This is a genomic window from Synechococcus sp. O70.1 (assembly GCF_047462215.1).
Lineage (GTDB): Bacteria > Cyanobacteriota > Cyanobacteriia > Thermostichales > Thermostichaceae > Thermostichus.
The window spans coordinates 171,145-185,899 of the sequence record NZ_JANSIT010000004.1 but is presented as its reverse complement, the minus strand read 5'-3'; the positions used below and the strand labels follow the sequence as shown (position 1 = coordinate 185,899).

Below are 14,755 nucleotides of genomic sequence, written 5' to 3'. Positions count from 1 at the left end.
CGTGGAAGCAGGAAGAAAGCGTCAACCTGGAGCAAAAGTCCGCTTTTGTCCAGCGTTGTATAAGTCTTTCAGAGCGGTTCAAGAGGTTTCCGTCATCGAAGCCAGAGCAGCCTGCACATCGGCTAGCTCAACTTGATCGGTCAGCTCCGCTTGGCCAATCCGGCGCGGCAAGACAAAGCGGATCCGTCCTTGTTTAACTTTTTTGTCGGCCTGCATGACCTGCAAGACAGCCTCCCAAGGGATCCCGGCAGGCCAGTGGCTGGGCAGCCTTGCCCTCTCGATCAGGTGCCGCTGCCGTTCGGCTTCGGTGGCACTCCACCAGCCTAAGCGACGGGCAATCTCCCCGGCAGCTACCATGCCGATGGCGACAGCTTCTCCGTGCAGATAGCGGCGGTAGCCGGTAACGGTTTCTAGGGCATGGCCAAGGGTATGGCCGTAGTTGAGGATGGCCCGCAAGCCCCCTTCGCGTTCGTCCTGCTGCACCACCCAGGCTTTGCACTCGGCACAGCGCCGCAGCAGATAGTGCAAGTCTGAGGGGGCAAAATCGGTGTAGCGGCCTAGCCTGGGCTGCTCTTCCAAAAACTCAAACAGGTCGGCGGCCTGGATGACACCGTATTTGATCACTTCGGCCAGGGCAGAGGTAAACTCCCGCCGGGGCAGGGTCTGCAACACCGTTGGATCCATCCACACCAGGCGCGGCTGGTAGAAGGCCCCAATGAGATTTTTCCCGCCAGGATGGTTGACGCCGGTCTTGCCGCCAATGGCCGCATCCACCATGGCCAAAAGCGAAGTGGGCACCTGCACCCAAGGGATCCCGCGCAGCCAAGTGGCGGCGGCAAACCCAACCATATCCCCGATGACCCCGCCTCCCAGGGCAATGAGAGTGGAATAGCGCTCCAGGCCAAAGCTCAAGGCGGCGTCGTAGATCCTGGCCACCGAGCGCAGGGTTTTGTAGCGCTCGCCAGCAGGCAAAAGAAAAAGATGGGCAGCAAATCCTGCTTGTTGCAGGCCCTGCATTAACTTTTCGGCAAAGTGCTTGGCAATGCCCGGATGGCTCACCACCAGCGCCTTGCCGGCAAGTCCTCTGGCTCGCATCTGCGATCCCAAGTGGATGAGGTTGTGGCCCCTAGGGCCTTCTGGAGATTGGATGACGATGTCGTAGGAGCCGTGGGGAAGCTTGACAGGAATCAGACAGGGATCCATGGGCGGGGAATCCAGGGTGGCACGCTCTGTTACTTCACCTTCTCCCACCTGCAGGTTAGGACGGGATCCGGCTTTAACTTGTAGTTGTGCCTCGAAGTCCTTATGATTGAGATATAGCCTCAAAAAGTTCAAAAAGCGCTTTTGCCCCTACCGCAGGGAGGAGTTTCATGGCTGGCAACACCGGAGAACGACCTTTTGTTGACATTATTACCAGTGTCCGCTACTGGGTCATTCACGCCCTGACCATTCCCGCCTTGTTTTTGGCAGGCTGGCTTTTTGTGAGCACGGGCCTAGCCTATGATATTTTTGGCACGCCGCGCCCCAATGAGTATTTCACCGCAGAGCGTCAGGAGTTGCCCATTGTAAGCGACCGCTTCAACGCTCTTGAGCAGCTGGAGAGGTTGACGCGCTAGAACGGGGTGAGGGCAGCAACTTCGCAACTGTTACAGTTTGTAAAAGAGGCAAGGTCTGAGCGATGGCAACTAAACCAGTTACTCAACCCAATGCTGACGAGCCTGTTTTTTACCCTGTTTTTACTGTCCGCTGGCTGGCAGTGCATACTTTGGCCATCCCAACTGTTTTCTTTCTGGGAGCCATTGCGGCAATGCAGTTTATTCAACGGTGAACCCCTATGGCTGATCAACCTGAAAAGAACCCTAATACCCAGCCGGTAGAGCTAAACCGCACCTCCCTATACCTGGGCTTGTTGTTGGTGTTTGTGCTTGGCCTGTTGTTTTCTAGCTACTTTCTCAACTGAGGCGAGGGTCATCCCTACTTCTAACAGTTGAGGAAGGACTGCAGGGAGCAGTGCAAACTCATTTTTGCTGGAAGTTAGGGGTGTAATCTCCTTTCAGTTCTTTTGGAGGCCAGTTGCTATGACCAGTCAAGCAAGGATCCCCCTATGGATAGTGGCTGTGGTTGTTGGGCTGGGGGTGATTACGGTGGTTGGACTCTTCTTCTACGGCTCCTATACCGGTCTTGGATCGCCGGTGTAGTTTAGAGAAGTAGGGGAGGGCGAGGAGCAGTAATCCTCGCTCTGTTTCGTTCTACCTCGCGTGAAGGGGAAGAGTGGCCGTGCGGCGCAGCTCGCCGTCCTGTCTTATCCAGTGGGGTGGCACGGCGTCGTTAGACCAGAGCGCAAAGGTCAACCTTTGCGTACCTCTATTTTGGAGTGCCCCTTGGCTTGATTTATGGAGGGGAGGATCTCGCGGTAGGAGCCGTATTCTTTTGACCTAGCTGCACTTCAGCTAGGTTTTTTTACAGGATCTTAGAAACACCTGGGGGGCAGTGGTGCTGGGAAAAGCTATTTGCCTAGGAAAAAGCCAAGGACTGGGGAGGCGCAGGCAAAAACGGATCCCTTGACAAGGGTCTATATCTCTGTTAAGTGAGCATGAACTTTTTTAACGATCCGGACGGCGGCTGCTAGGAGGAGAGCTGAGGCCCCGTAGAATGAATTCCAAAATTCCAGGCAGGATCTTCGGACATGGATTACGTTCGCACCTTCAATGACGATCCCTGCGAGGGGCATCTTTCAACGCCCATTAGCGATTCTCCTGTCACCCGTCTGTTTATCAACAATCTTGCCATTAACCGCCGCGGCCTCTCTCCTCTGCTGCGGGGGCTGGAGATTGGCTTAGCCCACGGCTACTTCCTGGTGGGGCCGGAGATTCTTCTAGGCCCGCTGCGCGATTATCCTGGAGCAGCCAATTTGGGCGGACTGGTTACGGCAATGGCCATTGTGCTGCTGGGAACCGCCTGTATGTCGGCCTATGGCAGCGTTACCTTTGGAAACAAGCCAGAAACGCCAGGGGCTAATCCTTTGTCCACGGCCCGTGGCTGGGGGGATCTGACAGCGGGGTTCTTCCTGGGAGGTATGGGTGGTGCCTTTGCTGCCTACTTCCTTTTGGAGAACTTTGCCGGGATCGATGCCATCTTCCGAGGATTGGTGAATTAGTTGTCAAGCTTGTCAAGGTACTGGAGGGGAGCAAGACTATGACCGGTTCTTACGCTGCCGCTTATCTTCCTTGGATTTTCATCCCCATTGTTGGTTGGCTGCTGCCGGCAGTGGCCATGGCTGTGCTCTTTCTGTACGTTGAGCGCGACTAACTCTAGTCTCGGTGGGTCTTGGAAGAGGGATCCCTTATCCAGGGATCCCTCCCTTTTTGGCAGGAAGGTGGATCTTGCTGCCATGTTCTGCCGGCAAAGGTTAAGTCTTCTTGTTTTTGGGAAGGGGGAATTTCCAGAGAGCTTTAGAGTGCTGATCGGGAAGGGGCAGACTTCAGCAAGTAAGGAGGAATCAGTGGCCAGCCTTAACTTTCCAACCTTGCGTAGAGTGGTGATCCTCTTCAAGAGGGCAGTTTCCAGGTTTTCCCTCTCTTTTCTCAGGAAGAGCAGGAAGTTGCCCATCGTCTTCCAGAACTGCAAACCAAAGAAGCGACCATTACTAAGGTGAGCGAGGCTGGAGCATTGCCTCACCTGGTTGCGGAAAACCACAGCGAGTCCCTGTTGCTGCTGGTGGAGGGGCAGGAGCTAATAGGGGCTAAACAAAACCGTGTCTTGAATACCACCGTCTTGATTAAGCCAAAGAGTAAGGTCACAATACCCGTTTCCTGCGTGGAAGCTGGGAGGTGGCACTTCCAGTCTCGCGAGATGAGGGAGGGCGAGCGCCTTGTACCTAACCTATTGCGATACAAGCTAAAAAGGGGTGTCTACGAGTCCCTGAAGAAGAAGATTGGCCATCGATCAGACTAAGGAAAGGTGTGGGACACTGTTGCATTTTTTCACTGCGAGCTTAATGTCAGCTCCCCGACCAGTGCTCTCAGCGACGCCTATGAGGCTTACGAGGAGGAGATTGAAGAGTTTCGCAAAGACATCAACTACGTTGAGGGAGCAACTGGCCTGGCCATTGCTCTGGATGGCCGTGTGCGCTCGCTGGATCTTTTTGGAACGGCGCAAACCTGCAGCCGGCTGTGGCCTCGCCTAGTGGCTGGGCTAGCCATAGAGGCTCTCCGCAAAACGGATTCACCAGCCAAGGCTACCTCTGAGGATGTTCTCCAGTACTGGACCGACATAACTCAATGGCCCTGGGAAGCCGTAACCACAGTGGGCGAAGGCCAGGAGTACCGAGCAAAGTCCCGGCGAGGCGACCAAGGCTCTGCGTTTTTCTACGACGAAAAGCTGGTTTATCTGTCAGCCGTTTCAATTCCTGGGGATGAGGTCAGTGGCCACCCTAGCGGTCTTTTCCCGTTCTGGTTGCGATAGCTTCCTTTGTTGCCCTACCGCCGCAAAAAGCAGCACTAGGCAGATGATCCCTACAGCGCCTTTCCAGCCTAGGGGGGATTGCCGATTCAGGTGCTCTAGAGCAAGCTGCACGTCTTGAGTTAGCTTTGAGTTAGCTTGGCTACCGCCTGTCTAGCTTTCTGGCGGCCTTGGCGGCGCTGGCGTTCCCACCGCTGGCTCACCAGGAAACCCAGGCAAGTCCGGGCCGGGTAGAATCCTCTAACTCAAGGTGGCTACGGGCTGAGCTTCTACCAAAGGCTGCTGAGTCTGCAAGTCGATAATGGTGGCCAGCAGGCGTCGCGAGGCGTCAATGGCAAATTCTACCCGCAGGCGGTCTTCCCCGACTCGCCCAGGGGGCTGCAGGCGGGCCAGGCAAGCTGGCTCAGTACCAAGGGTCAGGGATCGGAAATCGGTTTGCCGGGTAAGTTGGCGGCTGCTCATGCGCCCCAGCTCGTCGTAAACCACCTCGGCTTGGGCCACTTGGGCCACTTCCCCCACATCGAGGCGAACTTCGGTCTGGCCGTCGTTGGCCACCTGCAAGATCAAGGGCTCGGAGCGTCGGCAGGGGTAGGGGCTGCCCCGCTCGAACAAAGGGTAGTAGATATAGCTTTTTTGCAAGGGATCCCAGAGGCGGATGGCGTAGCTGTGGTGGAGGCGATCCTCCAGCTTCACCTGGCAGCCCACCTGCAGGGCGCCCAGGGCCACGGCATCGAAGGGGCGTTCGCAGCGGACTTTCTTTTTGCCGAAGTAGGAGCGGAGCAGCTCTTGGACTGCCGGCAGTTGGGAGCTCCCTCCCACCAGAAGCACTTGCTCAATTTGGCTTTTGGCCAACCCCCTTGCCTGGGCGGTGAGGAGGACATCGTCTAGGCACTGGCGGATTTGATCCAAGAGCTGGTGGGCTTCTAAAATCTCCTCCAGCGCCTGCCGATCCAAGCGCAGCTCATAGGCGGTCAGGGCCTCGTCGTCAAACCAACTGCTCACGGCCTCGGGCTGAGTGGAAAGGGCAATCTTGAGCTGCTCTGCCTGCTCCAAAAGCGTAATCCAGCTCAGGGCCCCAAGCTGCTGTCGGCTCAACCCCAGTTGCCCCAGCAGGTATTCGGCAATCCAGATGTCGATGTCCACCCCGCCTACGTAGGCATCGGCTTTGGCAATCACCTCCGCCTTGAGAACGGAGTTACCTGCCTGGGGGGCCAGGGTGCGCACTAGGCTGAGATCCAAGGTGCCGCCGCCGAAATCCACCACTAGCACCACGGATCCCGGCTGGCCGACCGCATAGCCCAGGGCAGCGGCAGTGGCCTCGTCCACGATTTGAATGGGATCCCAGCCACAGGCGCCGGCCACCCTCCGCAGCCAGTTCAAGTAGCGCTCAAAGGAGCCGACAGGGGCTGTAAACACCACCTGTTGCGGCTGCAGGCCCTCTTTCTGGACAGCTTCCATCACCGCCTGCAAAAAAGCCTGGGCTACCCTCTCAGCGTCGTAGCGCTCCCCATCCAGAACTCGCGGCGGAGGCACAAACTCTGCTACCAACTCCCGCTTGAAGCCCTGAAACAGCCGCTGCGGATCCACCGCTCCCCAACGACCGGCGCGCACGGTTTCCCCTACGAGGAGCTGGTTTTTGCCCTTCACATAGACCAAGCTGGGAATGGCCGAGTGGGCTTGCTCCTGCCGGGAAAGACCGGGAAAGCTGAGCAGGCGGGGCGCTGCTTGGACGGGATCCCAAACTGCCACCACCGTATTGCTGGTCCCAAAGTCAATGGCTAGCGTCGCTTTGGAGACAGGTGCCATCAGCTCAGTCCTCCGGGCAGAGAGCGGCTGACTTTGGCAGGGCAGAGGATATAGTCTCCCCGGCGATAGCCAACAAAGCGGATGTAGACGGGATCCCCTGGCCGAATATCCGGCTGATCTGGCTGGTGCAGTTGCGGGTCGAAGGGGACAGATTCAAGAGGGCTGCCGATGGGCTCATACCCCCAGTGCTGCAGCAGGGCATCCAAGGAGCGAAAGAGAGCCGTTACGTTTTGGGCCGGCCAATCGGGCTTGCGGCGGGCGATTTCGCGAACGGTGGGGTAGCTAGTAAGCAGCGGCTGCAGCAGGGAGAAGAGGACTTCCGGTGGTTCGGTGAATCCCATTTTGTCATGTCCGTTTAGGCGCAGCAGGAATCCCAAATCCCACTGCAGGGCGGCAGCCAGCTTTTGTAGTTGCTCCAGACGCAGGGATCCCCACTTCCCCTGGCGCACTTGATCGAGGGCACGGCGGCTGATCCCTGCCCGTGCTTGCAAGGCCCGCCACGAGGAGAGGCCAACGGCCCGCATGCGTTCCTGCAGCCAATTGTCCAGCGGTCTCTCGGCCATTGAATTTTGCCAGGGATCCCTACGATCATGCCGCAACTTGGGTTTGGGCTCAGGGATCCACAAGGCTCAGGGAACGGCTTATAGCTTCCACATCCCGGTCGTAGCGCTCGCGCCGGTTGGCCGGGTACACGAATTCAAAGCCGGCTTGCAGGGAAGGTCGGACAAGCTTCTTGAGGTAAAAAATCCGCTGACCGTCTGGTTCGTAGCCAGAGATCACAAAGAAATCCCGACCGGCAACTTGGTAGGTAACCCGGCGTCGGATGATCGGCTGCGGCGCAGCTCTTCTTGCAAGGCGCTGGCAGGCGTTGCTTGAAAGACGTTGTAGCCGCCCCAAGCGCGCAGCTCAGCTCCCGATTCCCGATAAATACCTGGCCGTCGCTGTTGTCAGCTTCCCCTTGGGGGATAAAGTCTGCCGGGTAGTCGATGCGGTAGCCAAAGCGGGCATTGATGTAGGGTTGAAAACCTAACTGGGCTGAGATTCCCTCACCAAGCTGAGCCCGGCAAGCAGACAGGCTAGGCACGCGGCAGATCTTCTTAACAAGGACTCCGTCCCGCTAACGCGAACGGTAGCCCTCTCCATACCCCTAAGTGTAGGCTGCTCTTGGGGAAGGCTGCGCCCAAAACCAAAATCCGAGGACTCCGGAAATCTTTTCCCTACAAAGAGGTCGGCCCATCTCCTTCCTGAGAGTTCTGTAGAATTGGGGAAGTCTATCTCCTATTGCCGGCTGCCAAACTCCTGCTAACCCTCTGCCATGACCCCGACTTCCCCAGCTACTGCTGCCCATCCTGCTGCTTTGGATCCCCTTGACCCGAGGGTGCGTCCGGATCCGCAGGGCCGGTTTGGGCCGTTTGGGGGCCGGTTTGTGCCGGAAACCCTGATGAGTGCCCTCACAGAGCTGGAGGAAGCCTTTGAGCGGCATTGGCAGGATCCCGACTTTCGCGCCGAGTTTCACAGCCTACTGCGGGACTTTGTCGGGCGGCCCAGCCCCCTTTACTTTGCCCAGCGGCTTACCGAGCACTACGGCGGCCCCCAGATCTACCTGAAGCGGGAGGATCTCAACCACACCGGCGCCCACAAGATCAACAACGCCCTTGGCCAAGTGCTGCTGGCGGTGCGCATGGGCAAGCGAAGGATCATTGCCGAGACTGGCGCTGGCCAGCATGGGGTGGCCACGGCAACGGTGTGTGCTCGTTTTGGGTTGGAATGCGTCATCTACATGGGGTCAGTGGACATGGAGCGGCAGGCCCCCAATGTGCAGCGGATGCGCCTGCTGGGCGCTGAGGTAAGGGGGGTCGAATCAGGCACAGCCACCCTCAAAGACGCCCTCTCCGAGGCCATCCGCGACTGGGTAACCAACGTGGAGACCACCCACTACGTCATTGGCACGGTGGCCGGACCCCACCCCTACCCGAAGCTGGTGCGGACCTTTCACGATATCATCGGCCAGGAGACGCGGCAGCAGTGCCAAGAGAAATGGGGAGGCCTGCCGGACGTGCTGCTGGCCTGTGTAGGCGGCGGCTCCAATGCCCTGGGGTTGTTCAACGAGTTTGTTCCGGATCCCCAGGTGCGGCTTATCGGCATCGAAGCTGCCGGGGAGGGCTTGCACACCTCCCGCCACGCTGCTACTCTTAGCCGCGGTCGCATTGGGGTCTTGCACGGAGCCATGAGCTACCTGCTGCAAGATGAAGAGGGCCAGGTGCAGGAGGCCCATTCCATCAGCGCTGGCTTGGATTACCCCGGTGTGGGGCCGGAGCACAGCTACTTAAAGGAGATTGGGCGGGCTGAGTACTACGCAGTTACCGACGACGAGGCGGTGGAGGCGCTGCTATTGCTGTCGCGCCTGGAGGGAATCATCCCCGCCCTAGAGACGGCCCACGCCCTGGCCTACCTGAAGACCCTAGCCCCTCAACTTGGCCCCCAGCAGCGGGTAGTGGTCAATTGCTCTGGGCGGGGCGACAAAGATTTGAACGCCGTTTTCAAGTACTTGCAGCAGCGGGGGCGCAGCCTAGCCTAGGGTCTCGCCTAGAGGAACTCAAGGCGCCTACTGAAAATGGCAGCTTGCCGGGCAAATGGAAGCAGAGCCGTTGCATGAGTTCTAAGGCCCAAGCAGACTTGTGGCTGGCTGCCGTGCTGGGCAACACCCACGTGCGCTGGGGCTGGTTTGCCGGAGAGACCCTAATCAAAGTAGAGCAGTTTCCCACCCACCAGCCCTTGGCCTGGCCAGAAGAGACGGAGCTGTGGCTAGCTGCTGTCGGCTCTGCCCCTTTGCCGCCGGCATCTCCTTGGGTGCATTGCCTTGAACTCTCCCAGGTGCCGCTGCGGGATCCCTACCCAAGCCTGGGGCTGGATCGGGCACTAGCTCTGTGGGCCGCTGGGATCCGCTACGGCTGGCCCTGTTTGGTCATCGACGCCGGCACTGCCCTGACCCTGACGGGAGCTGACCCTGAGGGATCCCTGGTGGGAGGAGCAATCCTGCCTGGCCTGGGGCTGCAGGCGCAAGCCTTAGCCGACCACACCGCCCGACTGCCCAAAGTGCAGTGGGATCCGGCAGATCCCTTGCCCCCCCGCTGGGCCAGGGACACCGTGGCCGCCATCCACAGCGGCATCCTTCATACGCTGCTAGCGGGATTGCGGGAGTTCCTTGCCGACTGGCGCTGCCGCTTTCCCCAAGGCCCGCTGCTGCTGACCGGCGGCGATGGCAAGCTGCTCTACCTCCACCTGCGCCCCCTCGACCCAGAGCTGCGCTGGGATCCTCACCTGGTGTTGTGGGGAATTGCCAGCTGCCGTCAGTTGCACCGCGCCGCCCAGCAGTTGCCTAGGGCAGAATAAAGCTATCAGCACAGGGGGATTTTCAACGGGATCCCATGGCCAACGGCAACACCTTCGGCGTCCTGTTTTCTGTCACCACCTACGGGGAGTCCCACGGTGGGGCGGTGGGGGTGGTGGTGGACGGCTGCCCACCGCGGCTGCCCCTGAGCGAGGCCGACATTCAGGCAGAGCTGGATCGGCGCCGTCCCGGCCAGAGCCACATCACAACTCCCCGCCAGGAAGCCGATTGCTGCGAGATCCTCTCCGGCGTTTTTCAGGGCTTTACCCTGGGCACGCCCATCCACATCCTGGTGCGCAACCAGGACGCCCGCCCCCAGGACTACAGCGAAATGGCCACCACCTTTCGCCCTTCCCATGCCGATGCCACCTACCAGGCCAAGTACGGCATCCGCAACTGGCAGGGGGGAGGACGGGCCTCAGCGCGGGAGACCATTGGCCGGGTGGCTGCCGGAGCCATTGCCAAGAAGATCCTGCGCTTGGCGGCAGGGGTGGAGATCCTGGCCTACGTGCAGCGGGTCAAAGACGTGGAGGCCCAGGTGGATCCCAGCTCAGTAACAGCCGAGCAGGTGGAAGCCAACATTGTCCGCTGCCCCGACCCACAAGCAGCGGCGGCCATGATCCAGAAAATTGAAGCAGCAGCACGGGAAGGGGATTCCCTGGGGGGAGTGGTGGAGTGCGTGGCCCGCCATGTGCCCCGCGGCCTGGGCTGCCCGGTGTTTGACAAATTGGAAGCCGACCTGGCCAAGGCGGTGATGTCGCTGCCCGCCAGCAAGGGGTTTGAGATTGGGTCGGGATTTGCCGGCACCTACCTGACCGGCAAGCAGCACAACGACGAGTTTTACATGACTCCCAGCGGCTGGCGCACCCGCAGCAACCGCTCCGGCGGCATCCAAGGGGGCATTAGCAATGGCGAAGACATCGTCCTCCGGGTGGCCTTCAAGCCCACTGCCACCATTCGCCAGCCCCAAAACACCGTTACCCTCGACGGCCGGGAGACTGTCTTGGCGGCGCGGGGACGCCACGATCCCTGTGTCTTGCCGCGGGCAGTGCCGATGGTGGAGGCGATGGTAGCCATAGTTCTCTGCGACCATCTGCTGCGCCACCACGCCCAGTGCGGATCCCTGGTCTTGCCGGAGGTGCCCCTTCCTGTCACCGCCGCTTCCCAAGGCTAGGAGTTGCCAGCCATGGCCAAGACCAAAACCGTCTGGGAGTGCAGCCAGTGCGGCGAGCGCTATCCTAGGTTTTTTGGCCGCTGCGACAACTGTGGCGCCTGGAACACGCTGACGGAGGTAGTCGTCACCCCCTCCCCCAAGTCTAGGCCACTGCAGCGTCTTGTTCCCCCGCCTAGCCGCACCAACGGGATCCCCCAGTTAGCTCTCCCCATCACCCAGGTGTGCTCGGATCGCCACCCTCGCCTTTCCTCCGGCTTTGGCGAGTTTGATCGGGTGCTGGGGGGTGGCATTGTGCCGGGATCCCTGGTGCTCATCGGCGGGGAGCCAGGCATTGGCAAGAGCACCCTCCTGCTGCAGACTGCCGCGCATCTAGCCAAGCACAAGCCCACCCTGTATGTGTCGGGAGAGGAGTCAGCCCAGCAGATTAAGCTGCGCGCCGAGCGGCTGGGGGTAGAAAGCGAGCAGCTCTACCTCTTGGCCGAGACCGAGCTGGAGGCCATTGTGGCCGAGATCCAGGCCCTACAGCCGCAGGTGGCGATCATCGACAGCATTCAGGCCATCTTCTGGGGGCAGCTCAGCTCAGCGCCGGGATCCGTTTCCCAGGTGCGGGAATGCGCCGGCCTGTTGATGCGAGTGGCCAAGAAGCTGGGGGTGGCCCTGCTCATCGTTGGCCATGTAACCAAGGATGGATCCCTGGCCGGGCCCAAGGTGCTGGAGCACCTGGTGGATACAGTTTTGTACTTTGAGGGGGATCGCTTCCAGAGCCACCGCCTGTTGCGCGCCGTCAAAAATCGCTTTGGGGCAGCCCAGGAAATTGGCGTTTTCGAGATGACTGCCTCTGGCTTGGTGGAGGTGGACAATCCCTCGCAGCTTTTTTTAAGCAGTCGGGATCAGGTTACGCCGGGAACAGCTACTATCGTCGCCTGGGAGGGCACTCGCCCCTTGGTGGTAGAGGTGCAAGCCCTAGTCAGCCCCACCAGCTACAGCTCCCCCCGCCGCACTGCTACGGGCATCGAGCTCAACCGCTTCCTACAGATCTTGGCAGTGCTGGAAAAACGGGTAGGGATCCCGCTTTCCAAGTACGATGCCTACGTCGCCTCCGCCGGGGGCATCCAGGTGGCCGAGCCCGCTGCCGACTTGGGGGTGGCCGTGGCGGTGGCCGCCAGCTTCCGGGATCGCCAGGTGGATCCCTTCACGGTCTTGATTGGGGAGGTGGGGTTAGGGGGGCAGGTGCGCCCGGTGGCCCAGTTGGAGCAGCGCCTCAAGGAAGCGAGCAAGCTGGGCTTCCGCCACGCCCTCATCCCCAACAGCCCCGTCTTGGCCGATGCGGGCCTGCGCCTGAGCCGGGTGCAGCGGCTGCTGGAGGCTCTGCTGGTAGCTCTGCCTAGCTCCGAGTCCGAAGCCCCACCTTGCCTTGTTGCTGAAGCCAGCTATGGGAGAACGTCCTAGAATGGAGGTTTACGAACGGCAACCGGATCCCTGGGCAGGTGGGCACACGATTAGCGTTGGCGAGGGATCGAGCTATAGCGCTGGTAGCCCTGTTTCTCTTCGTGGTGGACCTCATCGTCTCCAGCGTGAACGCCCAGGCAGAGCGCTAGCTGCTCTTCCTAGGAAATCTGACCAAGAGGCTCCGAGGTAGCAGCCTGTAGGTGACTGCCCTATCGCTGTAGGGGGCAAAGCCGCCCTGGGGCAGGTGGCCAGGGGGCAGGGCTTTGGATCCAGTTTTTTGGTAGAATTCGGTAGCCCCTTGCGGCTGACGGGATCTAGAGAGCGGCGATCCGCAAGGTCGGCTGACTAGAAGGGTTGCAGGGTGAGGTCAACTCGTGCGAATTGCGGTTGATGCCATGGGGGGCGACTACGCTCCCGCGGAGATTGTCAAGGGCGCCCTACTGGCCCAACAGCAGCTGCAAGTGGAGATTGCACTGGTAGGTCGGCTAGAGGCCCTCGAGCCTTTTTTACCCCGGCCCCTGCCGCCTAAAGTTGCCCTCGTGCCTGCTGAGGAAGAGGTGGGCATGGCCGAAGAGCCTCTGGCGGTGCGCAGAAAGCCGAAAGCCTCCATCAATGTTTGCATGCAGCAGGTGCGCGCTGGGCAGGCGGATGCAGTGGTGGCTGCCGGCAACACGGGTGCGGCAATGGCGGCCGCTTATCTCCACTTGGGTCGCTTGGCAGGGATTGACCGCCCAGCCATCGCTGCCCTTTTGCCTACCCTCAAGGGAAAGCCGGTGCTGTTGCTGGATGTGGGTGCCAACGTGGATTGCCGGCCCCGCTTTTTGGAACAGTTTGCCCGCATGGGATCCCTCTACTGCCAGTGCGTCCTGGGGATTGAGAAGCCGCGGGTCGGCCTGCTCAACATCGGCGAGGAACCCAACAAGGGCAACGATCTAGCCCTAGCCACCCACCAGCGCCTGGCCCAGTTGCCAGGGATCCACTTTGCCGGCAATGCGGAGGGGCGAGACGTGTTGACCGGGGACTTTGACGTGGTGGTCTGCGACGGCTTTGTCGGCAACGCCCTGCTCAAGTTTGCTGAGAGCGTCGGCCAGGTGATCACTCAGGTGCTGCGGGAAGAGCTGCCCCGGGGCTGGCGCGGCAAGCTGGGTTGCTGGCTGCTCCGGCCTAACCTCCAGCAGGTAAAGCGGCGCATGGACTACGTGGAGTATGGGGGCGCCTTGCTGCTGGGGGTTAACGGCATCTGCGTCATTACCCACGGCAGCTCCAAGGCGCCAATGGTGTACCACGCCATTCGTCTAGCCAAAGAGGCGGCAGAGCAGAAAGTCTTGCAGCGACTGCAGGCGGAAATGGTTGACCCTCGCGAACCTGAAGCCAGCACCGAGCAGCGCCCTGGGAACACCTCCGGTCCCTTGCCGTTGGGATCCCTGGAGCGAGGGGAAGGGTAGGGCCCATGCCCAACAACCGCCTCCCCAGCGTACACCTTGTGGGGGTAGGGGCTGCCCTTCCGGATCCCTGCCTGAGCAACGATGACCTGAGCCAGATTGTTGCCACTTCTGATGAGTGGATTTGGCCTCGCACCGGCATTCGCCAGCGGCGCATCCTGCCCCCGGAGCTGAGTGTAGTGGATCTGGCGGCCCAGGCGGCAAGAGCTGCTCTGGATCAAGCTGGGATCCTGCCGCAGGAGCTCGACTTACTTCTGCTAGCCACTTCCACCGCTGTCGATCGCTTTGGCTCGGCCCCGCGGGTGCAGGCAGCCCTGGGGGCAAGTCGGGCAGTGGCCTTTGACCTAACGGCAGCTTGTACGGGGTTTGTGTTTGCGGTGGCCACGGCGGCCCAGTTTCTGCAAACTGGGCTGTACCGGCGGGCGCTGGTGGTGGCAGCCGATGTGCTCTCTCGCGCCGTCGACTGGACAGACCGCGCCACCTGCGTTTTGTTTGGGGATGGAGCAGGGGCGGTGGTGCTGGAAGTGGGAGAGGTGGGAGCCGATGGGATCCTCAGCATTGAGCTGCGCAGCGATGGCAAGGGCAGCGAGCTACTTAGCTTGGCCATGGCCACCGAAGCTAAGCCCCTGGTGGGATCCCTGCGGGTGGGGCAGTACCGCTGTTGCCCCATCGTCATGAACGGCCGCGAGGTCTATAAGTTTGCCGTCCAGGCGGTGCCAGAGGTTATCGAGAAAGCCCTCCTTCAGGCTGGGATTCCAGCCGAGGCAGTCCAGGGCTACTTCATCCACCAGGCCAACCAGCGCATCCTCGATGCCGTGGCCAAGCGCTTGCAGCTGCAGACGCAGCAAGTGGCCAGCGTCCTGGAGCGCTACGGCAACACCTCCGGCGCCTCGATCCCCATTGCCCTGGCCGAATGGATTGGTCAAGGGCGGTTTGGCCATGGGGATCTGGGGGTGATGGCAGGCTTTGGCGCTGGCCTCACCTGGGGAGCCATTGTCTTTCGCTGGGGCCGATGAGCTCGGGAGGGGTGGT

16 protein-coding genes and 1 pseudogene are annotated in these 14,755 nt (G+C 60.5%); 13 read left to right on the top strand and 4 right to left on the bottom strand.

Going from position 1 to position 14,755, the window contains the following annotated elements:
* Positions 1-78 precede the first annotated feature (78 nt).
* Positions 79-1,203, bottom strand: a complete 1,125-nt coding sequence (gene aroB / locus NW833_RS04020) for a 3-dehydroquinate synthase (protein WP_414411627.1) — start codon at positions 1,201-1,203, stop codon at positions 79-81.
* Positions 1,204-1,370: 167 nt separating this feature from the next.
* On the opposite strand from aroB, the gene psbE reads away from it, so the two are divergent.
* The 7 genes and pseudogenes from psbE to NW833_RS03985 all read left to right on the top strand — a co-directional run.
* Entirely contained in the window at positions 1,371-1,616 is a 246-nt protein-coding gene (gene psbE / locus NW833_RS04015) for a cytochrome b559 subunit alpha (RefSeq protein WP_414360519.1), read from the top strand.
* Positions 1,617-1,678: 62 nt separating this feature from the next.
* Positions 1,679-1,828: a cytochrome b559 subunit beta gene (gene psbF / locus NW833_RS04010; RefSeq protein ID WP_414406122.1), complete on the top strand. Its 150-nt coding sequence runs from the start codon at positions 1,679-1,681 to the stop codon at positions 1,826-1,828.
* 6 nt (positions 1,829-1,834) lie between these two features.
* A complete protein-coding gene (locus NW833_RS04005; protein ID WP_414395556.1) occupies positions 1,835-1,960 on the top strand; it encodes a photosystem II reaction center protein L in 126 nt (41 codons plus the stop codon).
* A gap of 118 nt (positions 1,961-2,078) precedes the next feature.
* Positions 2,079-2,198, top strand: a complete 120-nt coding sequence (locus NW833_RS04000) for a photosystem II reaction center protein J (protein ID WP_414395554.1) — start codon at positions 2,079-2,081, stop codon at positions 2,196-2,198.
* Between the two features lie 488 nt (positions 2,199-2,686).
* The gene (locus NW833_RS03995; protein WP_414395552.1) at positions 2,687-3,157 is read left to right on the top strand and encodes a photosystem I reaction center protein subunit XI; all 471 of its coding nucleotides are present in this window, start codon (positions 2,687-2,689) and stop codon (positions 3,155-3,157) included.
* 38 nt (positions 3,158-3,195) lie between these two features.
* Positions 3,196-3,309: a photosystem I reaction center subunit VIII gene (locus NW833_RS03990; protein ID WP_414395550.1), complete on the top strand. Its 114-nt coding sequence runs from the start codon at positions 3,196-3,198 to the stop codon at positions 3,307-3,309.
* 288 nt (positions 3,310-3,597) lie between these two features.
* Positions 3,598-4,464, top strand: a pseudogene (locus NW833_RS03985) (ARPP-1 family domain-containing protein); the annotation flags it as partial.
* Positions 4,465-4,701: 237 nt separating this feature from the next.
* Here the strand turns inward: NW833_RS03985 and NW833_RS03980 are convergent.
* Genes NW833_RS03980 through NW833_RS03970 form a run of 3 tightly spaced genes read right to left on the bottom strand, consistent with a single transcriptional unit; the run spans position 4,702 to position 7,164 of the window.
* Complete coding sequence (locus tag NW833_RS03980; RefSeq protein WP_414411620.1) at positions 4,702-6,267, bottom strand: Hsp70 family protein; 1,566 nt, start codon at positions 6,265-6,267, stop codon at positions 4,702-4,704.
* Positions 6,267-6,830 carry a helix-turn-helix domain-containing protein gene (locus NW833_RS03975; protein ID WP_414411619.1) on the bottom strand — a complete coding sequence of 188 codons (564 nt, stop codon included), beginning with the start codon at positions 6,828-6,830 and terminating at the stop codon, positions 6,267-6,269. The genes NW833_RS03980 and NW833_RS03975 overlap by 1 nt, the downstream gene beginning before the upstream one ends.
* Before the next feature lie 49 nt (positions 6,831-6,879).
* Positions 6,880-7,164, bottom strand: coding sequence for a hypothetical protein (locus tag NW833_RS03970; protein WP_414395544.1), 285 nt, complete (start codon positions 7,162-7,164; stop codon positions 6,880-6,882).
* Between the two features lie 418 nt (positions 7,165-7,582).
* On the opposite strand from NW833_RS03970, the gene trpB reads away from it, so the two are divergent.
* The 6 genes from trpB (at position 7,583) to NW833_RS03940 (ending at position 14,739) form a co-directional block, all read left to right on the top strand.
* Entirely contained in the window at positions 7,583-8,845 is a 1,263-nt protein-coding gene (trpB, locus tag NW833_RS03965) for a tryptophan synthase subunit beta (RefSeq protein WP_414411618.1), read from the top strand.
* Positions 8,846-8,919: 74 nt separating this feature from the next.
* Positions 8,920-9,660, top strand: coding sequence for a pantothenate kinase (locus NW833_RS03960; RefSeq protein WP_414395540.1), 741 nt, complete (start codon positions 8,920-8,922; stop codon positions 9,658-9,660).
* A 35-nt stretch (positions 9,661-9,695) separates the two neighbouring features.
* Complete coding sequence (aroC, locus tag NW833_RS03955) at positions 9,696-10,832, top strand: chorismate synthase (RefSeq protein ID WP_414411617.1); 1,137 nt, start codon at positions 9,696-9,698, stop codon at positions 10,830-10,832.
* Positions 10,833-10,844: 12 nt separating this feature from the next.
* Positions 10,845-12,281, top strand: a complete 1,437-nt coding sequence (radA, locus tag NW833_RS03950; protein WP_414411616.1) for a DNA repair protein RadA — start codon at positions 10,845-10,847, stop codon at positions 12,279-12,281.
* A gap of 395 nt (positions 12,282-12,676) precedes the next feature.
* Positions 12,677-13,726 carry a phosphate acyltransferase PlsX gene (plsX, locus tag NW833_RS03945; RefSeq protein ID WP_414411626.1) on the top strand — a complete coding sequence of 350 codons (1,050 nt, stop codon included), beginning with the start codon at positions 12,677-12,679 and terminating at the stop codon, positions 13,724-13,726.
* Between the two features lie 5 nt (positions 13,727-13,731).
* On the top strand, positions 13,732-14,739 hold the full coding sequence (locus NW833_RS03940) for a beta-ketoacyl-ACP synthase III (protein ID WP_414395532.1): 1,008 nt from the start codon (positions 13,732-13,734) through the stop codon (positions 14,737-14,739).
* The last annotated feature ends 16 nt before the right edge of the window (positions 14,740-14,755 follow it).

Coding starts and splice junctions, on each gene's coding strand:
- aroB (WP_414411627.1), bottom strand. CDS start 1,203: ATGGATCCCTGTCTGATTCCTGTCAAGCTTCCCCACGGCTCCTACGAC.
- psbE (WP_414360519.1), top strand. CDS start 1,371: ATGGCTGGCAACACCGGAGAACGACCTTTTGTTGACATTATTACCAGT.
- psbF (WP_414406122.1), top strand. CDS start 1,679: ATGGCAACTAAACCAGTTACTCAACCCAATGCTGACGAGCCTGTTTTT.
- NW833_RS04005 (WP_414395556.1), top strand. CDS start 1,835: ATGGCTGATCAACCTGAAAAGAACCCTAATACCCAGCCGGTAGAGCTA.
- NW833_RS04000 (WP_414395554.1), top strand. CDS start 2,079: ATGACCAGTCAAGCAAGGATCCCCCTATGGATAGTGGCTGTGGTTGTT.
- NW833_RS03995 (WP_414395552.1), top strand. CDS start 2,687: ATGGATTACGTTCGCACCTTCAATGACGATCCCTGCGAGGGGCATCTT.
- NW833_RS03990 (WP_414395550.1), top strand. CDS start 3,196: ATGACCGGTTCTTACGCTGCCGCTTATCTTCCTTGGATTTTCATCCCC.
- NW833_RS03980 (WP_414411620.1), bottom strand. CDS start 6,267: ATGGCACCTGTCTCCAAAGCGACGCTAGCCATTGACTTTGGGACCAGC.
- NW833_RS03975 (WP_414411619.1), bottom strand. CDS start 6,830: ATGGCCGAGAGACCGCTGGACAATTGGCTGCAGGAACGCATGCGGGCC.
- trpB (WP_414411618.1), top strand. CDS start 7,583: ATGACCCCGACTTCCCCAGCTACTGCTGCCCATCCTGCTGCTTTGGAT.
- NW833_RS03960 (WP_414395540.1), top strand. CDS start 8,920: ATGAGTTCTAAGGCCCAAGCAGACTTGTGGCTGGCTGCCGTGCTGGGC.
- aroC (WP_414411617.1), top strand. CDS start 9,696: ATGGCCAACGGCAACACCTTCGGCGTCCTGTTTTCTGTCACCACCTAC.
- radA (WP_414411616.1), top strand. CDS start 10,845: ATGGCCAAGACCAAAACCGTCTGGGAGTGCAGCCAGTGCGGCGAGCGC.
- plsX (WP_414411626.1), top strand. CDS start 12,677: ATGGGGGGCGACTACGCTCCCGCGGAGATTGTCAAGGGCGCCCTACTG.
- NW833_RS03940 (WP_414395532.1), top strand. CDS start 13,732: ATGCCCAACAACCGCCTCCCCAGCGTACACCTTGTGGGGGTAGGGGCT.